The organism is Pseudomonas sp. LBUM1678 (genome assembly GCF_059695575.1).
Genome location: NZ_CP166775.1, coordinates 5966118 through 5985101, shown reverse-complemented (window position 1 = coordinate 5985101; position 18984 = coordinate 5966118). Strand labels below are relative to the sequence as shown.

General features: G+C 58.7%; 16 protein-coding genes. 13 read left to right on the top strand and 3 right to left on the bottom strand.

Annotated elements, in window-relative coordinates; translation table 11 throughout:
- Window positions 1-6: 6 nt before the first annotated feature.
- The 3 genes from ACA070_RS27230 to ACA070_RS27220 form a co-directional block, all read right to left on the bottom strand.
- Window positions 7-3561 (bottom strand): phage tail tape measure protein, encoded by a 3555-nt coding sequence (locus tag ACA070_RS27230; protein ID WP_497449054.1) that lies wholly within the window; start codon window positions 3559-3561, stop codon window positions 7-9.
- Between the two features lie 525 nt (window positions 3562-4086).
- Window positions 4087-5403 carry a bifunctional DedA family/phosphatase PAP2 family protein gene (locus ACA070_RS27225; protein WP_497449053.1) on the bottom strand — a complete coding sequence of 439 codons (1317 nt, stop codon included), beginning with the start codon at window positions 5401-5403 and terminating at the stop codon, window positions 4087-4089.
- Between the two features lie 80 nt (window positions 5404-5483).
- A complete protein-coding gene (locus ACA070_RS27220) occupies window positions 5484-6182 on the bottom strand; it encodes a DNA-3-methyladenine glycosylase (protein WP_497449052.1) in 699 nt (232 codons plus the stop codon).
- Window positions 6183-6371: 189 nt separating this feature from the next.
- On the opposite strand from ACA070_RS27220, the gene ACA070_RS27215 reads away from it, so the two are divergent.
- The 13 genes from ACA070_RS27215 to ACA070_RS27155 all read left to right on the top strand — a co-directional run bounded on the left by ACA070_RS27215 (window position 6372) and on the right by ACA070_RS27155 (window position 18944).
- Window positions 6372-7643 (top strand): glutamate-5-semialdehyde dehydrogenase, encoded by a 1272-nt coding sequence (locus ACA070_RS27215; RefSeq protein ID WP_497449051.1) that lies wholly within the window; start codon window positions 6372-6374, stop codon window positions 7641-7643.
- A gap of 1 nt (window position 7644) precedes the next feature.
- Complete coding sequence (gene nadD / locus ACA070_RS27210) at window positions 7645-8334, top strand: nicotinate-nucleotide adenylyltransferase (protein ID WP_497449050.1); 690 nt, start codon at window positions 7645-7647, stop codon at window positions 8332-8334.
- A gap of 72 nt (window positions 8335-8406) precedes the next feature.
- A complete protein-coding gene (gene rsfS / locus ACA070_RS27205) occupies window positions 8407-8901 on the top strand; it encodes a ribosome silencing factor (RefSeq protein WP_201116118.1) in 495 nt (164 codons plus the stop codon).
- A gap of 9 nt (window positions 8902-8910) precedes the next feature.
- Window positions 8911-9378 carry a 23S rRNA (pseudouridine(1915)-N(3))-methyltransferase RlmH gene (gene rlmH, locus ACA070_RS27200; RefSeq protein ID WP_007937439.1) on the top strand — a complete coding sequence of 156 codons (468 nt, stop codon included), beginning with the start codon at window positions 8911-8913 and terminating at the stop codon, window positions 9376-9378.
- A 10-nt stretch (window positions 9379-9388) separates the two neighbouring features.
- Window positions 9389-11284 (top strand): penicillin-binding protein 2, encoded by a 1896-nt coding sequence (mrdA, locus tag ACA070_RS27195; protein WP_497449049.1) that lies wholly within the window; start codon window positions 9389-9391, stop codon window positions 11282-11284.
- 31 nt (window positions 11285-11315) lie between these two features.
- On the top strand, window positions 11316-12419 hold the full coding sequence (rodA, locus tag ACA070_RS27190; RefSeq protein ID WP_497452032.1) for a rod shape-determining protein RodA: 1104 nt from the start codon (window positions 11316-11318) through the stop codon (window positions 12417-12419).
- 17 nt (window positions 12420-12436) lie between these two features.
- Window positions 12437-13447 (top strand): lytic murein transglycosylase B, encoded by a 1011-nt coding sequence (gene mltB / locus ACA070_RS27185; RefSeq protein WP_497449048.1) that lies wholly within the window; start codon window positions 12437-12439, stop codon window positions 13445-13447.
- Window positions 13447-14460 carry a septal ring lytic transglycosylase RlpA family protein gene (locus ACA070_RS27180; protein WP_497449047.1) on the top strand — a complete coding sequence of 338 codons (1014 nt, stop codon included), beginning with the start codon at window positions 13447-13449 and terminating at the stop codon, window positions 14458-14460. The genes mltB and ACA070_RS27180 overlap by 1 nt, the downstream gene beginning before the upstream one ends.
- A gap of 183 nt (window positions 14461-14643) precedes the next feature.
- The gene (locus ACA070_RS27175; protein ID WP_497449046.1) at window positions 14644-15801 is read left to right on the top strand and encodes a D-alanyl-D-alanine carboxypeptidase family protein; all 1158 of its coding nucleotides are present in this window, start codon (window positions 14644-14646) and stop codon (window positions 15799-15801) included.
- A gap of 80 nt (window positions 15802-15881) precedes the next feature.
- Window positions 15882-16157: a DUF493 domain-containing protein gene (locus tag ACA070_RS27170; RefSeq protein ID WP_347902201.1), complete on the top strand. Its 276-nt coding sequence runs from the start codon at window positions 15882-15884 to the stop codon at window positions 16155-16157.
- Window positions 16157-16804, top strand: coding sequence for a lipoyl(octanoyl) transferase LipB (lipB, locus tag ACA070_RS27165; RefSeq protein WP_497449045.1), 648 nt, complete (start codon window positions 16157-16159; stop codon window positions 16802-16804). Before ACA070_RS27170 ends, lipB begins: the two co-directional genes overlap by 1 nt.
- A gap of 1 nt (window position 16805) precedes the next feature.
- On the top strand, window positions 16806-17831 hold the full coding sequence (gene lipA, locus ACA070_RS27160) for a lipoyl synthase (RefSeq protein WP_497449044.1): 1026 nt from the start codon (window positions 16806-16808) through the stop codon (window positions 17829-17831).
- A 162-nt stretch (window positions 17832-17993) separates the two neighbouring features.
- Window positions 17994-18944 carry a S66 peptidase family protein gene (locus ACA070_RS27155; protein WP_497449043.1) on the top strand — a complete coding sequence of 317 codons (951 nt, stop codon included), beginning with the start codon at window positions 17994-17996 and terminating at the stop codon, window positions 18942-18944.
- Window positions 18945-18984: the final 40 nt, after the last annotated feature.

Here is an 18984-nt window from a genome sequence, read left to right as displayed (position 1 = left end):
GGCTATTTAAGGATCAATCGTTTTTATCGGTTCAATGACAAAATCTTCGGGTTCGATGCGAAGGGTGAGATCCCTGTCGACGCCCCAATAGTCATTCGTTGAGTTGTAATAAACCGTGCCATCAAAGAGGGGCCCGGAGGACATGTTCTTAACAAAAACATTGACGGCTAACTCGTCGCGTTCCTGATGGTTGCGGATATCAGTCAGCAGGGCGTCGACACTGGAGTAGTCTTGTGCGTCAATGACGTAAAGTTGTAATACTTCAAAAATCAGTTCTACTTTATAAATATTGCCCGACGAAGTTTCCACGCTGATTGCGTCAATCGGTCCATCATTATCCAGACTGGGTAGCTGGACAATCACACTGCCAATGCTCAGGTTTTCGCCGTCCAGGTATATCTCATTGCGCGTTACGGTTTCTGTCAGTTTTTTGCTGAAGATTGTCCAGGTCGATGCGTTGGAGATTTGTGCAATGGCGCCCGGTGTTGAAAGGCTAAACGTAGTGTTGCTGACAGGATACACATCATAGAAGGAAGCCTGGCCTTGTAATGCAAAGATGCCGAAGTGGGGAGCAGGCGGAAAGTTAACCTCCTGAGGGGTGGCTGCGAGCAAAACAGGTTTAATGTTTTCGGGTCGGATAAATCTGTAATTGCCATGTCGAGGGATCAGGCACTCGTTGGCAACGCGTTGTTTGTCGCCCGGATTGGCCGCATCCTCATGATAGGGAATATTAGGGGGCGACAATCGATAGGACTTACCATCTTGCATGATGAAAACGATGTCATGTGCGCAAACAATACTGGCTGTTTTAATATTTGGAAAATTTTTCGTTGAGGTTTTTTCCGCTTGGTTATCGCGGATGACACCGGTGATGTTGAGTATTTTGGATGGGAGTTCAACCCATACGTTGAAATTACTGTAACTCAGATACGTATAGCCCGAAACGCCGGTGCTTGCTTGCACTTCGTAATTGACTTTGATCGAAGAGATCTCTGCAAATTTGTAATCCAGGTGAATGATTTTTGTTGTTTCAGGTGTGTCGGCATTCGCGACAAGGTAGACATGGCGGGGTACGCGGGAAACAAATGTGTGCGTCGGCCCCTTCTCGGCAATCACCACGGTTCCACTGTTGACAATCTGCAGAGCTGGCGCGGGGTCACCGATGACGGTGACTAAACATTCAACGTCGTGATCCAGTGAGTCGGCCAGATGAACAGGCAAGATGGGCATCAGTTCATACCGGTCTCGTGTTTTAAATCGCAATTGATTGTTTTTTACCTGACGCTGACCATCGATATGTTCATAGACATTTTCGATGGTCAACACGTGTTCTGGAAGCTCGCCATCCTTGCCTCGCAACGAACGGACGACTAGCGAAGTGTCAACGATTTGCCATTGTTGAATTCTTGCCATTGGCCAGTCGAATTCGATGAGGCTCCATTGTTCGCCGTCTTCGACAATTGTCGCTCGAACAGAGGTGTCCGCGATGAGATAGCGATCCTGTCCGGGGCCGCCATCAATCCGTGTGACCGCTCCGCGGATGGAGACCGTGTCGTCACCTGATCCCGCTGTGATTTGGTCGTTACCGTTGGCCGAAATTCGATCGGCCTTTTCGCTCCCGGTAATCCGACTTTCACCGCGTCGCAAGGTCGAGACGTTTTCGATGGATTTGATCTGTGCGACTGTGATCTCGTCCAGCGCAGAGTCGCGGCTACGCAAGGCTACCTTGCCGCTTTGCAAGTTGACGTCGTAACCGATATGGACGGCGTCCACGGACTCGCGGATTTTGCGCAGATCCGGGGTCGGGCGGGAGCCCTCGAATACCAGCGTGTCGGAACCCTCTCCCCCGTCAATAATACTGGTCCGAGCGGGACTCACTGTCCGATTGAATTCCGCTTCGCTTGTTTCGAAATAAAACTCGTCATCCTTTTCGCCGCCGGTCAGTGTCTTGGCACCCTCCCGATAGCTGAAGAGATTGGACTTGTCCTTGACGCCATATACCTGGTCGTTGCCATCACCGAGTCGCCATAAGACACCTTTGTTTTCGCCCGGGCTGCCCTTGAAGTTGTTTTTGAGGTCCTGCGGCAACCCGTCCCGGGCATCAATGGTGTCATCGCTACTAACGATTACCGGTTCGTTATCCAGTTTGAATGGCTGTTCACCGCTCACCTCGTCCCATTGGTAATGCCAGATTTGCACGGGCTTCAACTCGACGTTGAAACTGCCATCGACAATGTATTCCACGTAATCTTTATACGGGCCTTGAAGCAATTCCTTGGCGGAAGTTTCGAGTTGTTTGCTGTGGTCACTGAAGGTCTTGGCAATCTTGTGGCGATCCTTGACGTCCTGATCCAGCTCCTGCCGGGTGAACGCGAACCAGCCGGAGCGCAAACGCTCATGTGCGGTAAGCTCGATGTAGTCATCGATGTCGTCCACGACCCGTGCGGCCCGGTAGATTTCCGCTCCGACGATAAGCACGGCCGCAGCCGCCAGGCCAATGGGGCCAGCGATACTTCCGAAACCGGCCAAGGCCGCCACACCCAACACCAGACTGACTGTTGCGCCGGCCACGCTCAGGCCCCCGCTGACATAATGGTCTTGCGCTTCCTTGCCCTCTGAGGCGGCGGCGGCGTTAAAGGAATTGACGGCGCTGATAATGTCGAACGGCAAAGTGATCGCGCTGGCAAATAACCCGGCACCCCGACTCATTACACTGCCTACCGACGTGGCGGAAAACCGGCTGAACACGACCGAGCCGTTCCTGATCATCGCTTCGCCCCCTTTGCTAAGGCCTCGCTCGATGATCAATGACCCGAACTCACTTGCAATCGGTCCGCCGTTTAATGCTGCTTCGCCCTTGTCACCCACTTTGAGGGCTTCCATGATTCCCATGAATCCGCTGTAGATTCCATAGGCCTGCATTCCTACGCCAGTGCCGCTCAGCAAGTAACTTTTGCTCTTGTTGACCCAAGCTGGATGGTTTTCAAAAGACTCGACTCGAAAAATGCCCAACTTTTGTGCCGCATTGCCAAGTTTGTTGAGGCGATCCATCGAGCTGCTGACCGTAAGCGGATCGGCCGCGACGAACATCGGCGGGGCACCAATTGAGCGCTTGCAGGCGATTTCATAGAGCAGGGTGGCCACGGTGCCACTGTCTGGAATTTCCACTGATTTCACCCGGGCCTCGACACTGGCGGGATCGAAACTCAGTCCGTCGATAAACGCCTGGTCGGGCGATTTGAGGTTCGAATTTTCTGCGCGTATGGAGCGACCATTCACCTTGGCGCCCATGGCCTTGAGTTCTACACGCGTGACGTCGAAGTTGCCGAAGCGCAAAGGTCCGAGGCGCTTGTCGAGGGATTTGAGTGAGCGGCGAGAGGGAAGGTCGGGGATTTCGGCATTCGGTTCTGGTGTTGACACAGGTGTCAGCGGTGGCGCGCTGGGGGTTATGTCAATCACGCCGGCGGACGGTGCGTGGCTATTGGTCGAGGAACTGATGTTCGTTACTTCTACGGCAAGATCATTGGAAGTTTGAGCGGCGGGTTCGATCAGTTGTGCCATTGTTCAGTCCTTTAAATAATGGGCGTTATAAGATGCCGATGTCCGTATCGGTAGGTGAACGCATGTTTTCGCGATGGGTAGCGAATATTTGGAGTGTTTTTGGTGTTGATGATTGTGGAACGTTTTTAGAGGTGTTGAATTATTTCAGGTTTATTCAATATGTTCTGTTTGCCTGCCATGCTTTTTGGTGTGTGAAAGTTGTAGGTGTTAATGTGTGAATTTTGTGAGCGGGTTCATGTTAATTGGCTTTTAGTGCGCGGTAAAGTTTTCTGCAAGTCACTCCTTGGTGAATGTCTGATGGGTAAAGTTTGTGTGGCAGTTGTCGTTTTAATGTAAATGATTTTTCAAGCAGGGCAAGGTACAGATATTCGAAGTTGTAGATATATATGTAGTTTCGAATTGTTGAAGGGAATCATGGCACTGGATAGGTCGAGCAGGCGCAAGTAAGCGCCACCCTCGCAGGAAAAATCCTTTAAGGGTGGAGGGAGTCTGATTGGTTCAGGTGATACGAGGCGAGCGGGTATTTCAGTAGGCGTAGCGCAACATCACATGGGGCAGATGGCGAAAGACGAAAAGACTGAACGTTGCCAACAATGTCGGCAGGATCAGCCACCACACCTTGAACGGCATGGCGTTGAGCGGCGCCTGGCGCTGGCTCAGCCACAAAATCGCCGCACACACGCAGGCAGCCAGCATGGCCCCGGCCAGTACATCGGTGGGCCAGTGCGCGCCCAGATAAACCCGGGACAAGGCGATCGACAGCGCTGGTAGGCAGGCCAGCAGCAGCCAGGTCAAACGCATCCGCGGCGGCTGCCCGCGCCCAGCGAGTACGGCCAAGGTCAGAAACAAGGCGAACGCCCCCGAGGCATGGCCGCTGGGCATGCTGTAGCTGGTCAACGGATCGGTCAGCACCTCCGGGCGTACTCGGGCGAAGAAGGTCTTGGTCGCTGTATTCGCCAAGGCCGTGCAGAGCAGGGTGCCGCCAGCGAAAATCGCCTGGCGCCACTGTCGCGTGAGCAGCAGCAAGGCGGTCAGCAGAGCGCTGAACATCAGCATGTTGCGAAACTCGCCGATCAGCGTGAAGGTGACGGCCACTTCATCGAGCATCGGGCTGCGGTGTTCCTGCACCAGGGTCATCACGCCTTGGTCGAGCGCGGTCAGGTGCGGGTAGCCGATGAACAGTCCCGCCAGAATCAACAGGCCGAGGCCGGCTATATAGGCGGTGGCATGGCGATGGCGGCGCAGGCTGCTGGTCACGCTCAAGCCGATCATTACCGCAATGCTGCCGGCGACGATCGCTGCTTCAGGCCAGAAACCGTCGGGTAATGGCAAGCGAATCGCCGCGCCCGTGGCCCAGCCGGGCAATAGGTACGCGACGCTCCAGCCCGCGGCGGCCAGCAAGCTGACTGCGGCGAAACGCGGGAACGGCATGTCGAACATCCCGGCGACCATTGGCAGCATCGGGCGCAGCGGGCCGATGAAGCGTCCGACCAGCAGGCTGGCGATGCCATAGCGCTGGAAATACGCCTCGGCGCTGGCAATCCATTCCGGATGATGGCGCAACCCCGGCAGGCGCCGGATATTCTGGTGGAAGTGTCGGCCAATGAAGTACGAAACGATGTCGCCCAGCACGCCGGCGACGAACCCCAGCAACAGCGTTTCGCTCAATGACAGCGCGCCGCTGCCGGCCAGTACCGCCACGGCGAACAGCAACACTGTGCCGGGCACGATCAACCCGGCAATCGCCAGGCACTCCACAAATGCCACTATGAACACCGCCGCGGCCAGCCATTGCGGGTTAGCCGCCAACCAACCGGTCACGCTATCGAGCCATGGGCCCATAAAAACAACTCCATCTGATGTTCATTGGTCCCTTGGGACACGCGCAATCTTCAAAACACTACAGGGGGGATTTTCATTATTCAGGACAGCAAAAAATAATCGCGACCTTCGACCTGCCCCCGTCGCAGCGGGTTCCGTGTGCAATACGGCGCGTAAGCCGCATCGACGAAGCGGTACATCAAATGCTCATCACGCCCATGGGGAATGCCCAAGCGCGTGGTTTGAATGATGTGAGCAGGCGCCGGGCCGACGTCTTCGACCAGCAGCACCTCATGGTCAAAACGCTTGGCATCCCAGACCGGCACCTTCAAACCCAGCGACTTGCAGAGCAACGTCTGCCCGGCGCAGAGTTTTTGCGAAGGGCGAGGGCGGCCTTGTGCGTCGGGATTGTTCAACAACATCTGCGCCAGGCTCGCGGGCCCGCTCAACTCATCGACCCATGGATAGGCGGATTTGATCAGCACTGCGTTGCCCGGCCCCTGGGCGCTGAAGTTCAGGGAATCACCGCCGCGGGCGTAATACATATAGATATGCCCGCCATCCAGAAACAAAGCCTTACGCTTTTCTGTATAGCCGAGGGACGCATGGCTGCCTTTTTCTTCGCAGTAATAGGCCTCGGTCTCAATAATCCGGGCGCTGAGCCACAGATCGCCGACCCGATGACGGATGACCTTGCCGAGTAAATCCCGGGCCAGGGTTTGGGCGTCTCGGTCGAAAAACGCGTCCGGGAGCCCCGTGGGCAGGCTTGCAGCGGACGCTCGAACAGTCAGGTTGGACATGATGAACGGTGTTAATCAAGGCTGATTGAGTCGTGATGATAACAATTTGCAGCTTAATCCCGGCTGAACGTCGGCAAATTGCCCTCCATTTCGACCATCCGCCCGTCACCGCTGTTAGTCCCGGGACGCGACAGCTATAATCTGCCGCTTTACTCTTTACCAAGACCTTAGCAAAGACCACCACAGACAATGACTGAGTCCGTTCTTGACTACATGACCCGCTTGGGTCGCGCCGCCCGCGAGGCTTCTCGCGTCATTCGCCGTGCCAGCACTGCGCAGAAAAACCGCGCGTTGCAGGCTGCTGCCAATGCGCTGGACGCTGCACGCGCCGAGCTGACGGCTGCCAATGAACTGGATTTGGCCGCGGGTCGCGCCAACGGTCTTGAGCCAGCATTGCTTGAGCGTCTGGCGCTGACCCCGGAACGCATCGACGGCATGATCGTCGGTTTGCGTCAGGTGGCGGCATTGCCGGACCCGGTCGGCGCGATCCGCGATATGAGCTTCCGGCCATCGGGTATTCAGGTCGGCAAGATGCGTGTGCCGTTGGGCGTGATCGGGATCATCTACGAATCCCGGCCGAACGTGACCATCGATGCCGCGAGCCTGTGCCTGAAGTCCGGCAACGCGACGATCCTGCGTGGCGGTTCCGAGGCAATTAATTCCAATCGCGCCATCGCCGCCTGCATTCAACGTGGTCTGGCCGAGGCAGAATTGCCCGCCGCCGTGGTGCAAGTGGTCGAAACCACCGATCGTGCGGCCGTTGGCGCGTTGATCACCATGCCGGAATACGTCGACGTCATCGTGCCTCGTGGTGGCCGTGGCCTGATCGAACGGGTCAGTCGCGATGCCCGCGTGCCGGTGATCAAGCACCTGGACGGCATTTGCCACGTCTACGTCAGCGCCCACGCTGATCTGCCGAAAGCCCAGCGCATCGCCTTCAATGCCAAGACTTACCGTTATGGCATCTGTGGCGCGATGGAAACGCTGTTGGTGGATCAAGCCGTGGCCAATGATTTCCTGCCGTCGATGGCTGCACAGTTCCGCGAAAAAGGCGTCGACCTGCGCGGTTGCGAACGCACCCGGTCGATCATCGAGGCTGTTGCGGCCACTGAAGAAGACTGGAACACCGAATACCTGGCGCCGATTCTCTCGATCCGCGTCGTCGACGGGCTGGACCAGGCCATCGAACACATCAATCAGTACGGCTCGCATCACACCGACTCGATTGTCAGCGAAAACCTCGCCGACACACGGCGTTTTGTGGCGGAAGTCGATTCGTCGTCGGTGATGATCAACACACCGACCTGCTTCGCCGATGGCTTCGAATACGGATTGGGTGCCGAGATTGGCATTTCTACTGATAAGCTGCACGCCCGCGGCCCGGTCGGCCTCGAAGGGCTGACCTGCGAGAAGTACATCGTGGTCGGTGATGGCCAGTTGCGCGGCCAGGCGTCGGTCTGACTTGGGCGACCTCAAAGCGTCAGCCCCGCACACCGCCAGCGAGCCTGCGCCTCGACGCATTGGCGTCCTGGGCGGGACGTTCGACCCGGTGCACATCGGCCATTTGCGCGGTGCACTGGAAGTCGCCGAATCGCTGACGCTTGATGAATTACGCCTGACACCCAGTGCCAGGCCGCCACATCGCGGTACGCCGCAGGTGTCGGCAAAGGACCGTCTGGCGATGGTCGAGTGCGCGGTGGCCGGTGTGGCGCCGTTGGTGGTGGACGCCCGCGAATTGCAGCGGGACAAACCGTCCTACACCATCGACACCCTGGAACTGATGCGCGCCGAACTGGCCGCCTCCGACCAGGTTTTTCTACTTTTGGGCTGGGACGCATTTTGCGGCCTGCCCACTTGGCACCGCTGGGAAGAGTTGCTCCAGCATTGCCACATCCTGGTGCTGCAACGCCCGGATGCCGACAGCGAACCGCCGGATGCCTTGCGCAATCTGTTGGCGGCACGCTCGGTGAGCGACCCGCTGGCCCTCAAAGGGCCGAGCGGACAGATTGCATTCGTCTGGCAGACGCCGCTCGCGGTATCCGCCACCCAGATCCGTCAACTGCTGGCCAGCGGTAAGTCGGTACGTTTCCTGGTGCCCGACGCGGTCCTGGCCTACATCGATGCGCACGGACTCTACCGTGCGTCGAACTGAAAAAGGGAGCGCTTCAAAACACGTGAACGCGTGTACCGAAGCGCCCGAACATACGAGCAAAACGAGTTTTATATGACGAACAAAGACGTAACTAAAGTAAAGCGCAAAGGCACGTTCAAGAGCGCTCCGCTGCCTGAGCCGGTTCTCAGCACCGAGCCCCTGAAGGGTGATGAGCTGGTCAAGGTTGCCGTAGCCGCCCTGGAAGACGTCAAGGGCCAGGATATCCAGGTCATCGACGTTCGTGAAAAGCAGAGCATCACTGACTACATGATCATCGCCACCGGTACTTCGAACCGTCAGATCGGCGCGATGCTGGACAAGGTTCGCGAGGCCGTCAAAGCCCTGGGCGTCAAGCCGTTGGGTGAAGAAGGCAAGGGCGACAGCGATTGGGTACTGCTGGACATGGATGACGTCATCGTTCACATGATGACTGCCTCGGCTCGTCAGTTTTACGACCTCGAGCGTCTGTGGTCCGGTGCGGAACAGAGCCGTGCTCTGAACGCGGCTCACCACAGCCCGGAAAACACCCATGAGCATTTCATCAAGCTCAACAAAGACCAGCAATAAGGGACCGCTGTGCGACTGCGACTGATCGCCGTCGGTTCACGCATGCCCAAGTGGGTGGAAGAAGGCTGGCATGAATATGCCAAGCGTCTTCCGTCCGAGCTGGCGCTGGAACTGGTGGAAATACCGCTCAACACCCGTGGCAAGAACGCCGACGTGGCGCGCTTCATCCGTCAGGAAGGCGAAGCCATGCTGGCGAAGGTCGGGCCGAATGAGCGTGTTGTGACCCTCGAAGTCCACGGCAAGCCCTGGAGCACCGAGCAGTTGGCGGTCGAGCTCGATCGCTGGCGGCTGGACTCGCGCACGGTGAATTTCATGGTCGGCGGCCCCGAAGGGCTGGCGCCGGAAGTGTGTGCGCGGGCCGATCAGCGCTGGTCGTTGTCGCCGTTGACGTTGCCGCACCCACTGGTGCGGATTCTGATCGGCGAACAGCTGTACCGTGCCTGGACAGTCTTGTCCGGCCACCCTTACCACAAGTAGTTCTGCCCTCATGCCCCAGCCGATCCGCATCAAGGACCACGAAAAAGACGCCCGTCTGGTGCGTGGCCGCGTCGTGTTCGGGGCAATTGCGGTGGTGCTGCTGATCTGTGTGCTGATCGCGCGGCTGTATTTCCTCCAGGTGATCCAGTACGAGTACCACTCGACCCTGTCGGAAAACAACCGCGTCCATGTGCAGCCGATTCCGCCAACGCGCGGGCTGATCTTCGACCGCAATGGCGTGGTGGTGGCGGATAATCGGCCCAGCTTCAGCCTGAGCATGACCCGCGAACGGTCTGGCGACTGGCAGCAAGTGCTCGACGTGATCGTCGAAGTGCTGGAGCTGACGCCCGAAGATCGGGTGATCTTCGAGAAGCGCATGCGTCAGGGGCGCCGGCCTTTCGAGCCGGTGCCGATCCTTTTCGAGCTGACTGAAGAGCAGATCGCCCGGATCGCGGTGAATCAGTTCCGTCTGCCGGGGGTGGAAGTGGTCGCGCAGTTGGTGCGTCACTACCCGCAGGGTCCGCACTTTGCGCACTCGGTGGGTTACATGGGGCGGATCAACGAGAAAGAGCTGAAGTCCCTCGATCCGGTCAATTACAGCGGCACCCACCACATCGGCAAAACCGGCATCGAGCGTTTCTACGAGCCCGAGCTGCACGGCCAGGTGGGTTACGAAGAAGTCGAGACCAACGCTCGGGGCCGCGTATTGCGCGTACTCAAGCGTACCGATCCGATTCCCGGCAAGGACATCGTCCTGAGCCTGGACATCAAACTGCAGGAAGCTGCCGAAGCGGCACTCGGCGGTCGTCGTGGTGCGGTGGTGGCGCTGGACCCGAAAACCGGCGAAGTGCTGGCGATGGTCAGTGCGCCGAGTTTCGACCCGAACCTGTTCGTCACCGGCATCGGCTTCAAGGCCTATGCCGAGCTGCGCGATTCCATCGACCGGCCACTGTTCAACCGCGTGCTGCGCGGCCTGTACCCGCCGGGCTCGACCATCAAACCGGCGGTGGCAATTGCTGGCCTGGATGCTGGCGTTGTGACCGCGTCGAGTCGGGTGTATGACCCAGGCTATTACCAGTTGCCCAACTACGATCACAAATACCGTAACTGGAACCGTACCGGTGACGGCTACGTCGATCTCGACACGGCGATCATGCGGTCCAACGACACCTACTTCTACGACCTGGCCCACAAGCTGGGAATCGATCGCTTGTCGGCGTACATGACCAAGTTCGGCATCGGCCAGAAGGTCTCGCTGGACATGTTCGAAGAGTCACCGGGGCTGATGCCGACACGGGAATGGAAGCGTGCAACCCGACGTCAGGCCTGGTACCCGGGAGAAACACTGATTCTGGGGATCGGTCAGGGCTACATGCAGTCCACGCCGCTGCAACTGGCCCAGGCCACGGCGCTGGTCGCGAACAAGGGAGTCTGGAACCGTCCGCACCTGGCCAAGACCGTCGAAGGCGAGCGGCCCAAGGATGAAAACCCGATTCCGGACATCGTCCTGCGCGACCCGTCCGACTGGACCAAGGTCAACCACGGCATGCAGCAGGTGATGCACGGTGCCCGGGGTACGGCGCGCAAAGCGGCGATCGGTTCGCAATACCGCATCGCGGGCAAAAGTGGTACGGCCCAGGTGGTCGCGATCAAGCAGGGCGAGAAGTACGACCGCTCCAAGGTTCAGGAACGCCACCGCGACCACGCCTTGTTCGTCGGCTTCGCACCCGCCGACAACCCGCAAATCGTGGTGTCGGTGATGGTCGAGAACGGCGAGTCCGGATCCGGCGTTGCCGCGCCGGTGGTGCGTCAAATCATGGACGCCTGGCTTCTGGACCAGGACGGTCGGTTGAAGGCCGAATACGCCAGCCCTATCAGTGCGGAGGCTACGGCCCGTGAAGAGTAATTTCGATCGCATCCTCTCCAGCGAGGATGTGATGCGTCGCCGCGCGACGCTGTTGCAACGCATGCACATCGACGGCCCGTTGCTGATCCTGCTGCTGACCCTCGCCGCCGGTAGCCTGTTCGTGCTGTATTCGGCCAGCGGCAAAAGCTGGGATCTGCTGGCCAAGCAAGCCACTTCGTTCGGCATCGGCCTGGTGTCGATGATCGTTATCGCCCAGTTCGAGCCACGCTTCATGGCGCGCTGGGTGCCGGTCGGTTATGTGATCGGCGTGCTGTTGCTGGTGGTGGTGGACGTCATGGGCCACAACGCCATGGGCGCCACGCGCTGGATCAACATTCCGGGCGTGATCCGCTTCCAGCCTTCGGAATTCATGAAAATCCTGATGCCGGCGACCATCGCCTGGTACTTGTCCAAGCGCACCTTGCCGCCGCAGCTCAAGCATGTGGGCGTCAGCCTGTTCCTGATTGGCTTGCCCTTCATTCTGATCGTGCGTCAACCTGACCTTGGTACTTCGTTGCTGATCCTCGCGGGCGGCGCATTTGTTTTGTTCATGGGTGGCCTGCGCTGGCGCTGGATTCTCACCGTGTTGGCCGCGGCAGTACCGGTGGCCGTGGCAATGTGGTTCTTCATCATGCACGACTACCAGAAGCAGCGAATCCTGACCTTCCTTGACCCGGAGAGCGATCCGCTCGGCACCGGCTGGAACATCATTCAATCGAAAGCTGCTATCGGTTCCGGCGGCGTATTCGGCAAAGGCTGGCTGCTTGGCACCCAGTCGCACCTGGACTTCCTGCCGGAAAGCCACACCGACTTCATTATTGCGGTGATGGGCGAAGAATTCGGCTTGGTCGGCATCTGTGCGCTGCTGCTGATTTACCTGTTGTTGATCGGCCGTGGGCTGGTGATTACCGCCCAGGCTCAGACATTGTTCGGCAAATTGCTCGCGGGCAGCCTGACCATGACGTTTTTTGTTTACGTTTTCGTCAACATCGGTATGGTCAGTGGCCTGTTACCGGTCGTGGGGGTGCCGTTGCCGTTCATTAGCTACGGAGGAACTTCGCTGGTAACGCTGCTGTCAGCGTTTGGGGTTTTGATGTCGATCCATACCCATCGTAAGTGGATCGCACAGGTTTGAATAAGGTGAAGATGTCAATGCAAGTAATGCGTGGCTGGGCGACTCGATACGCGCCATGGGTCGGCCTGGTAAGCATCCTTGGCACAGCGCAGGACGCGTTGGCCGGCGATTACGAAGGCTCACCCCAGGTGGCCGAATTCGTCGGTGAAATGACCCGCGACTACGGTTTTGCCGGTGAACAGCTGATGGGCGTGTTCCGCGAAGCCGAGCGCAAGCAGTCGATTCTGGACGCGATCTCGAAGCCTGCCGAACGGGTCAAGCAATGGAACGAATATCGCCCGATGTTCATCACCGACGCGCGTATCGCCCGTGGTGTGGACTTCTGGCGTCAGCACGAGGCAGTTCTGGCCCGTGCCGAGCAGGAATATGGCGTGCCGGCGCAGGTAATCGTTTCGATCATCGGCGTTGAGACCTTTTTCGGCCGCAATACCGGCAATTTCCGGGTGATCGACGCCTTGTCGACCCTGGGTTTCGACTATCCTCCCCGTGCCGAATTCTTCCGCAAGGAATTGCGTGAATTCTTGCTGCTGGCCCGTGAGGAACAGGTCGATCCGCTGACCCTCAAAGGCTCATACGCTGGCGCGATGGGCTTGCCGCAGTTCATGCCGAGCAGTTTTCGCGCCTACGCGGTGGACTTCGACGGTGACGGCCACATTAATATCTGGACCAACCCGGACGATGCCATTGGCAGCGTCGCCAGTTATTTCAAGCGTCACGGTTGGGTCGCCGGCGAGCCGGTGGTCAGCCGCGCCGATGTGCGTGGCGAGCAGGTGGACGAAGGTTTGACGACGGGCATCGAGCCGACTAAAACGGTCGGGGAGTTGCGAGCCTTGGGCTGGTCGAGTCATGATGCGCTGCGCGATGATATGCCGGTCACGGCTTTCCGCCTGGAAGGTGACAATGGCCCTGAATACTGGATGGGCCTGAAGAATTTTTACGCAATCACGCGTTATAACCGCAGCGTGATGTACGCCATGGCGGTACATCAACTGTCTGAACAGCTGGTCCAAGCACGGGGCGTCAAGTAATGCGGGCATTGCCTATGAATAAACCCCTGAAGCTGATGGCATTTGCCGCGTTGGCGATGCTGGTCGCCAGTTGTTCGACCAGCCGCGCGCCGGCTCAGAAATCTTCATCCACCGCCGTGCGCTCGACGCCGGGGCTGGACATCAACCGTGCGCACAAAGATGGCGCACCGTGGTGGGACGTCGACGTATCGCGCATCCCGGATGCCACGCCGACCCTGCACTCGGGCCCTTATAAAGCCAACCCGTACACCGTGCTGGGCAAGACCTACTTCCCGCTGCAAGAATCCAAGACCTATGTCGCTTCGGGCACGGCGTCCTGGTACGGCACCAAGTTCCACGGGCAGAACACCGCCAATGGCGAGGTTTATGACCTTTACGGCATGAGTGCCGCTCACAAGACATTGCCACTGCCAAGTTACGTTCGGGTGACCAACCTGGACAACAACAAGAGTGTGATCCTGCGGGTCAACGATCGCGGGCCGTTCTACTCGGACCGCATCATCGACTTGTCCTATGCCGCCGCGAAAAAGCTCGGTTATGCCGAAACCGGCACGGCGCGGGTCAAGGTTGAAGGCATCGATCCGCAGCAGTGGTGGGCACAAAAGGGCCGTCCGGCGCCTTTGATGCTCAACGAGCCGCAAGTAGCGCAAAATGCCGCGCCGACGATTACCGCTTCGGCCGGCACCGTCGAGCAATGGACGCCACCGCCGCAGCAACACGCGGCGGCCGTAGTGCCCGTGCAGATTGATGCAAAAAAAAACGCTTCTGTACCAGCCTCTGGCCAGTATCTGCAGGTGGGCGCGTTCGCCAACCCGGACGCTGCAGAACTCCTGAGATCGAAGCTCAGCGGGATGGTGAGCGCTCCGGTGTTCATCAGCTCGATCGTGCGCAATCAACAGACCCTGCACCGGGTGCGCTTGGGGCCGATCGGTTCGCCGGGTGAAATCCAGCAAGTGCAGAACAGCGTGCGCCTGGCCAATCTCGGTTCGCCGAGCCTGGTCACTGCCGAGTAATACGTAGTACTTGATTGACGGTTCGCTTGCGGTTTGGGGGGTGGACCTGGTTGTTGGCTCGTTGAAGAACAAAAGCCCGGCAAGGGTTCTGAGTGAACAACTGAACACGCGACAGCTCGTTAGAAAGCTGTCTGATTAGTTTTGCCCCTTAGGGCAGTTTCCATTAGCGATTTCGAGAGACGGATGAACATCACCACCTTTGCCAAACGCCTGTGTCTGCTAGTCCCGCTGCTCATCTCGCCTGCCGCGTTCGCGGTCGAGATGATGCCGTCGCCACCACAACTGGCCGCTAAATCCTACGTGCTCATGGACGCCAGCAGCGGCAACGTGCTGGTAGAGAACAACGGTGACCAGCGTCTGCCGCCGGCCAGCCTGACCAAGCTGATGACCGCGTACATCGCGACCCTGGAAATCCGTCGTGGCCAGATCGGCGAAAACGATCCGGTGACCGTCAGCGAAAACGCCTGGCGTACCGGCGGTTCGCGGATGTTCATCAAGGTCGGCTCGCAAGTCACTGTCAGCGACCTGCTGCACGGCATCATCATTCAGTCGGGTAACGACGCCAGTGTTGCGCTCTCCGAGCACATCGCCGGCAGCGAAGACGCATTCGCCGACATGATGAACAAAACCGTGGCCGACCTGGGCATGACCAACAGCCACTTCATGAACCCGACCGGTCTGCCGAACCCTGAGCACTACTCGTCGGCTCACGACATGGCCGTGCTGGCTCGCGCAATCATCCACGAAGACCCGGCTCACTATGCGATCTACTCGCAGAAAGAGTTCTTCTGGAACGGCATCAAGCAACCGAACCGCAACCTGCTGCTGTGGCGTGACAAGACCGTCGACGGTCTGAAAACCGGTCACACCGACGAAGCCGGCTACTGCATGGTGTCTTCGGCCGTACGTGATGGCATGCGCCTGATCGCCGTGGTGTTCGGCACCAACAGCGAAGTGGCACGTGCCTCTGAAACCCAGAAGCTGCTGACCTACGGTTTCCGCTTCTTCGAAACCCAGACCTTCTATCAGAAAGGCGCCGAGCTGGCTCAGTCTCCTGTCTGGAAAGGCAGCACCAATCAAGTCAAGGCCGGCCTGGCTGAAGACCTGACCATGACCCTGCCAAAAGGCCAGCTGAAAAAGCTCGCCGCCAGCATGACCATGAACCCGCAACTGGTTGCGCCAATCGCCAAGGGCGACGTGATCGGTAAAGTCGAAGTGAAACTGGACGACAAGGTTGTGCACAGCGCCGACCTGATCGCCCTGGACGCTGTCGAGGAGGGTGGTATCTTCCGCCGCATGTGGGATAGCATCCGTCTATTCTTCTACGGCTTGTTCAACTGAATTAGTGTGGACTTGCATGGCCCCGTTCCAATCCGGAGCGGGGCCATGTCCGTTGCCACGGCTTACGAGGCCGTTACGCCATGACAGATACCGAAGTAAAGGCGCCAAAGATCGAATTCCCCTGCGCGGATTACCCAATCAAGGTGATCGGCGATACCGGCGTGGGTTTCAAGGACACGATCATTGCGATCCTTGAGAAACACGCGACCGTTGACCACAAGACCCTGGCCGAGCGCCAGAGCACCAACGGCAAGTACACCACCATCCAGTTGCACATCATCGCCACCGGTCAAGAACAGCTGTACGACATCAACAGCGAGTTGCGGGCTACCGGTTTCGTGCACATGGTGCTGTGATGTCTGGCACGCTGGGCTTTCGCGAGCTCGGCCAGATGGCTTACGAGCCGGTCTGGCATGCCATGCAACGCTTCACCAACGAACGCGGCAGCGATGCCGCGGACGAGATCTGGCTGGTCGAACATCCGCCGGTGTTCACTCAAGGCCAGGCCGGCAAGGCCGAGCACTTGTTGCTTCCGGGGGATATCCCGGTGGTGCAGGTCGATCGCGGTGGTCAGGTGACTTACCACGGTCCCGGCCAATTGGTGGCCTATTTGCTGCTCGACGTGCGCAAGCTCGGATTCGGTGTGCGTGACCTGGTCACCCGCATGGAACACTGCCTGATCGAGCTGCTGGCCAGCTACGGCGTGACCGCGGCAGCCAAGCCTGATGCGCCAGGTGTCTACGTCAACGGGGCGAAAATCGCGTCTCTGGGTCTGCGGATCCGCCACGGCTGCTCCTTTCATGGCCTGGCCCTGAACGTGGACATGAACCTGGAACCGTTTCAACGGATTAATCCCTGCGGTTACGCCGGGCTGGCGATGACCCAGCTGAGCGATCACGCAGGATCGATTGAATTTGCCGAGGTAAGTGCCCGGCTGCGCGCGCAGCTCGTCAAACACCTCGACTATGCTGAGCAGACGACCCTAACGGGCGGAATCGACTGATATGACTACTGATGCAGTGCAAACCATGATCCCGACGCTCGATGTAACCGAGCGTCCGGCCCCGCGTGCCAAGGTTGAAGCCGGCGTCAAGCTGCGCGGCGCCGAGAAGGTTGCACGCATCCCGGTAAAGATCATTCCGACGACCGAACTGCCCAAGAAACCTGACTGGATCCGCGTGCGTATCCCGGTTTCGCCAGAAGTCGACCGCATCAAGGCCCTGCTGCGCAAACACAAGCTGCACAGCGTTTGCGAAGAAGCGTCCTGCCCGAACCTGGGTGAATGCTTCTCCGGCGGCACCGCGACCTTCATGATCATGGGCGACATCTGCACCCGTCGCTGCCCGTTCTGCGACGTGGGCCACGGTCGTCCGAAGCCACTGGACACCAACGAGCCGGAAAGCCTGGCCATCGCGATCGCCGACCTGAAACTCAAGTACGTGGTGATCACCTCGGTAGACCGCGACGACCTGCGTGACGGCGGTGCTCAGCACTTTGCCGACTGCATCCGCGAGATTCGCAAGCTGTCGCCGAACGTGCAGCTCGAAACCCTGGTCCCGGATTACCGTGGCCGCATGGACGTCGCGCTGGAAATCACCGCGGCCGAGCCGCCGGATGTGTTCAACCACAACCTGGAAACCGTGCCGCGCCTGTACAAGGCCGCGCGTCCGGGCTCGGACTACCAATGGTCGCTGACCCTGCTGCAACGCTTCAAGCAGATGATGCCGCACATTCCGACCAAGTCCGGCCTGATGCTGGGTCTGGGCGAGACCGACGAAGAAGTCATCGAAGTCATGAAGCGCATGCGCGAACACGACATCGACATGCTGACCCTGGGCCAGTACCTGCAACCGTCCCGCAGCCACTTGCCGGTGCAGCGTTTCGTGCACCCGGACACCTTCGCCTGGTTCGCCGAGGAAGGTTACAAGATGGGCTTCAAAAACGTCGCTTCCGGTCCGCTGGTACGTTCCTCGTACCACGCCGACGAACAGGCGAAGCTGGTTAAAGCTGAATTGATGTCGTCTCTGTAAAAAAGCGCCCGCAAGGTTTTTCAGCCTTGCGGGCGTTTTTGTTGGCCGTGCCTACGTTCGCTACCGTCTTTTCCTGCAACCTGCGGGGCGATTGATCCTCTTCTGTTTGTCCCCGTTCCTGACTACTGTGTGCTGAAGCTTTTCGCGCAGGGAGATTCATGGATGACCGTTCGACCGACTCACACGCTGTTTCCTCACTCACCCGTTCCGGCCTTGCCCTCGGAAGGGTTGATCGGCGTTATTGCGCCCGCCGGTCCTGCCGGGCTAGACACCGATAAAGCCGTAGCCTGGATGCGCGCTCGTGGTTATGCGTTGCGGATATTCCCCGGGGTGTACGAACAGGATGGCTACCTGGCCGGTAGCGACGATATGCGGCTCAATGACTTGCATGCGGCGTTCGCCGACACCGAAGTCGACGCGATCATTTGTCTGCGTGGCGGTTACGGTACCCCGCGGTTGCTCGATCGCATCGATTTCGAGTTGCTGCAAAACAACGCCAAGCCGTTCATCGGCTACAGCGACATCACGGCGCTGCACGTGGCGATCAGCCGTTACGCCGGTTTCGTGACCTTTCATGGTCCGCTGCTCAATGCCGATTTGCTGGGCGAGAAGCAAAAGCCGACCGAGTCTTCGTTTTTCAATATGCTCAGAGGGCATATGAAGGCGGGCAGCGTGATTTCGCACCCTGTGGCTTATCCGCTGACCACAATCGAGCCCGGTATAGCTCACGGGCGTTTGCTGGGGGGCAATCTGTCGATGATAGCCGCGACCATGGGCACGCCTTATGAGATGGATGCCGAGGGCGTGATTCTGCTGATCGAGGACATCAACGAGCCGTTGTATCGCATTGATCGGTTGCTGACCCATCTGCGTCTGGCCGGCACGCTGGGCAAGTTGCGTGGGGTGCTGGTGGGGGATGTGGCCGGGGTTGATGTGTCTGGGCTGGAGCGTTTGCTCAAGCAGACATTTGAGCCGTTTCGGATTCCGGTGCTGGCTGGGTGGCGCAGCGGGCATTGCGATCCGAACCTGACGTTGCCGATGGGCGCGTTGGTTCGATTGGATGCGGGGAAGAGGGAGCTGGTGTTGGAGCAGGATGTGGTGGTCAAGCGTTAGATCTTTAACGCCTGATAGTCAGTCTTCGTCGGAACGCCGC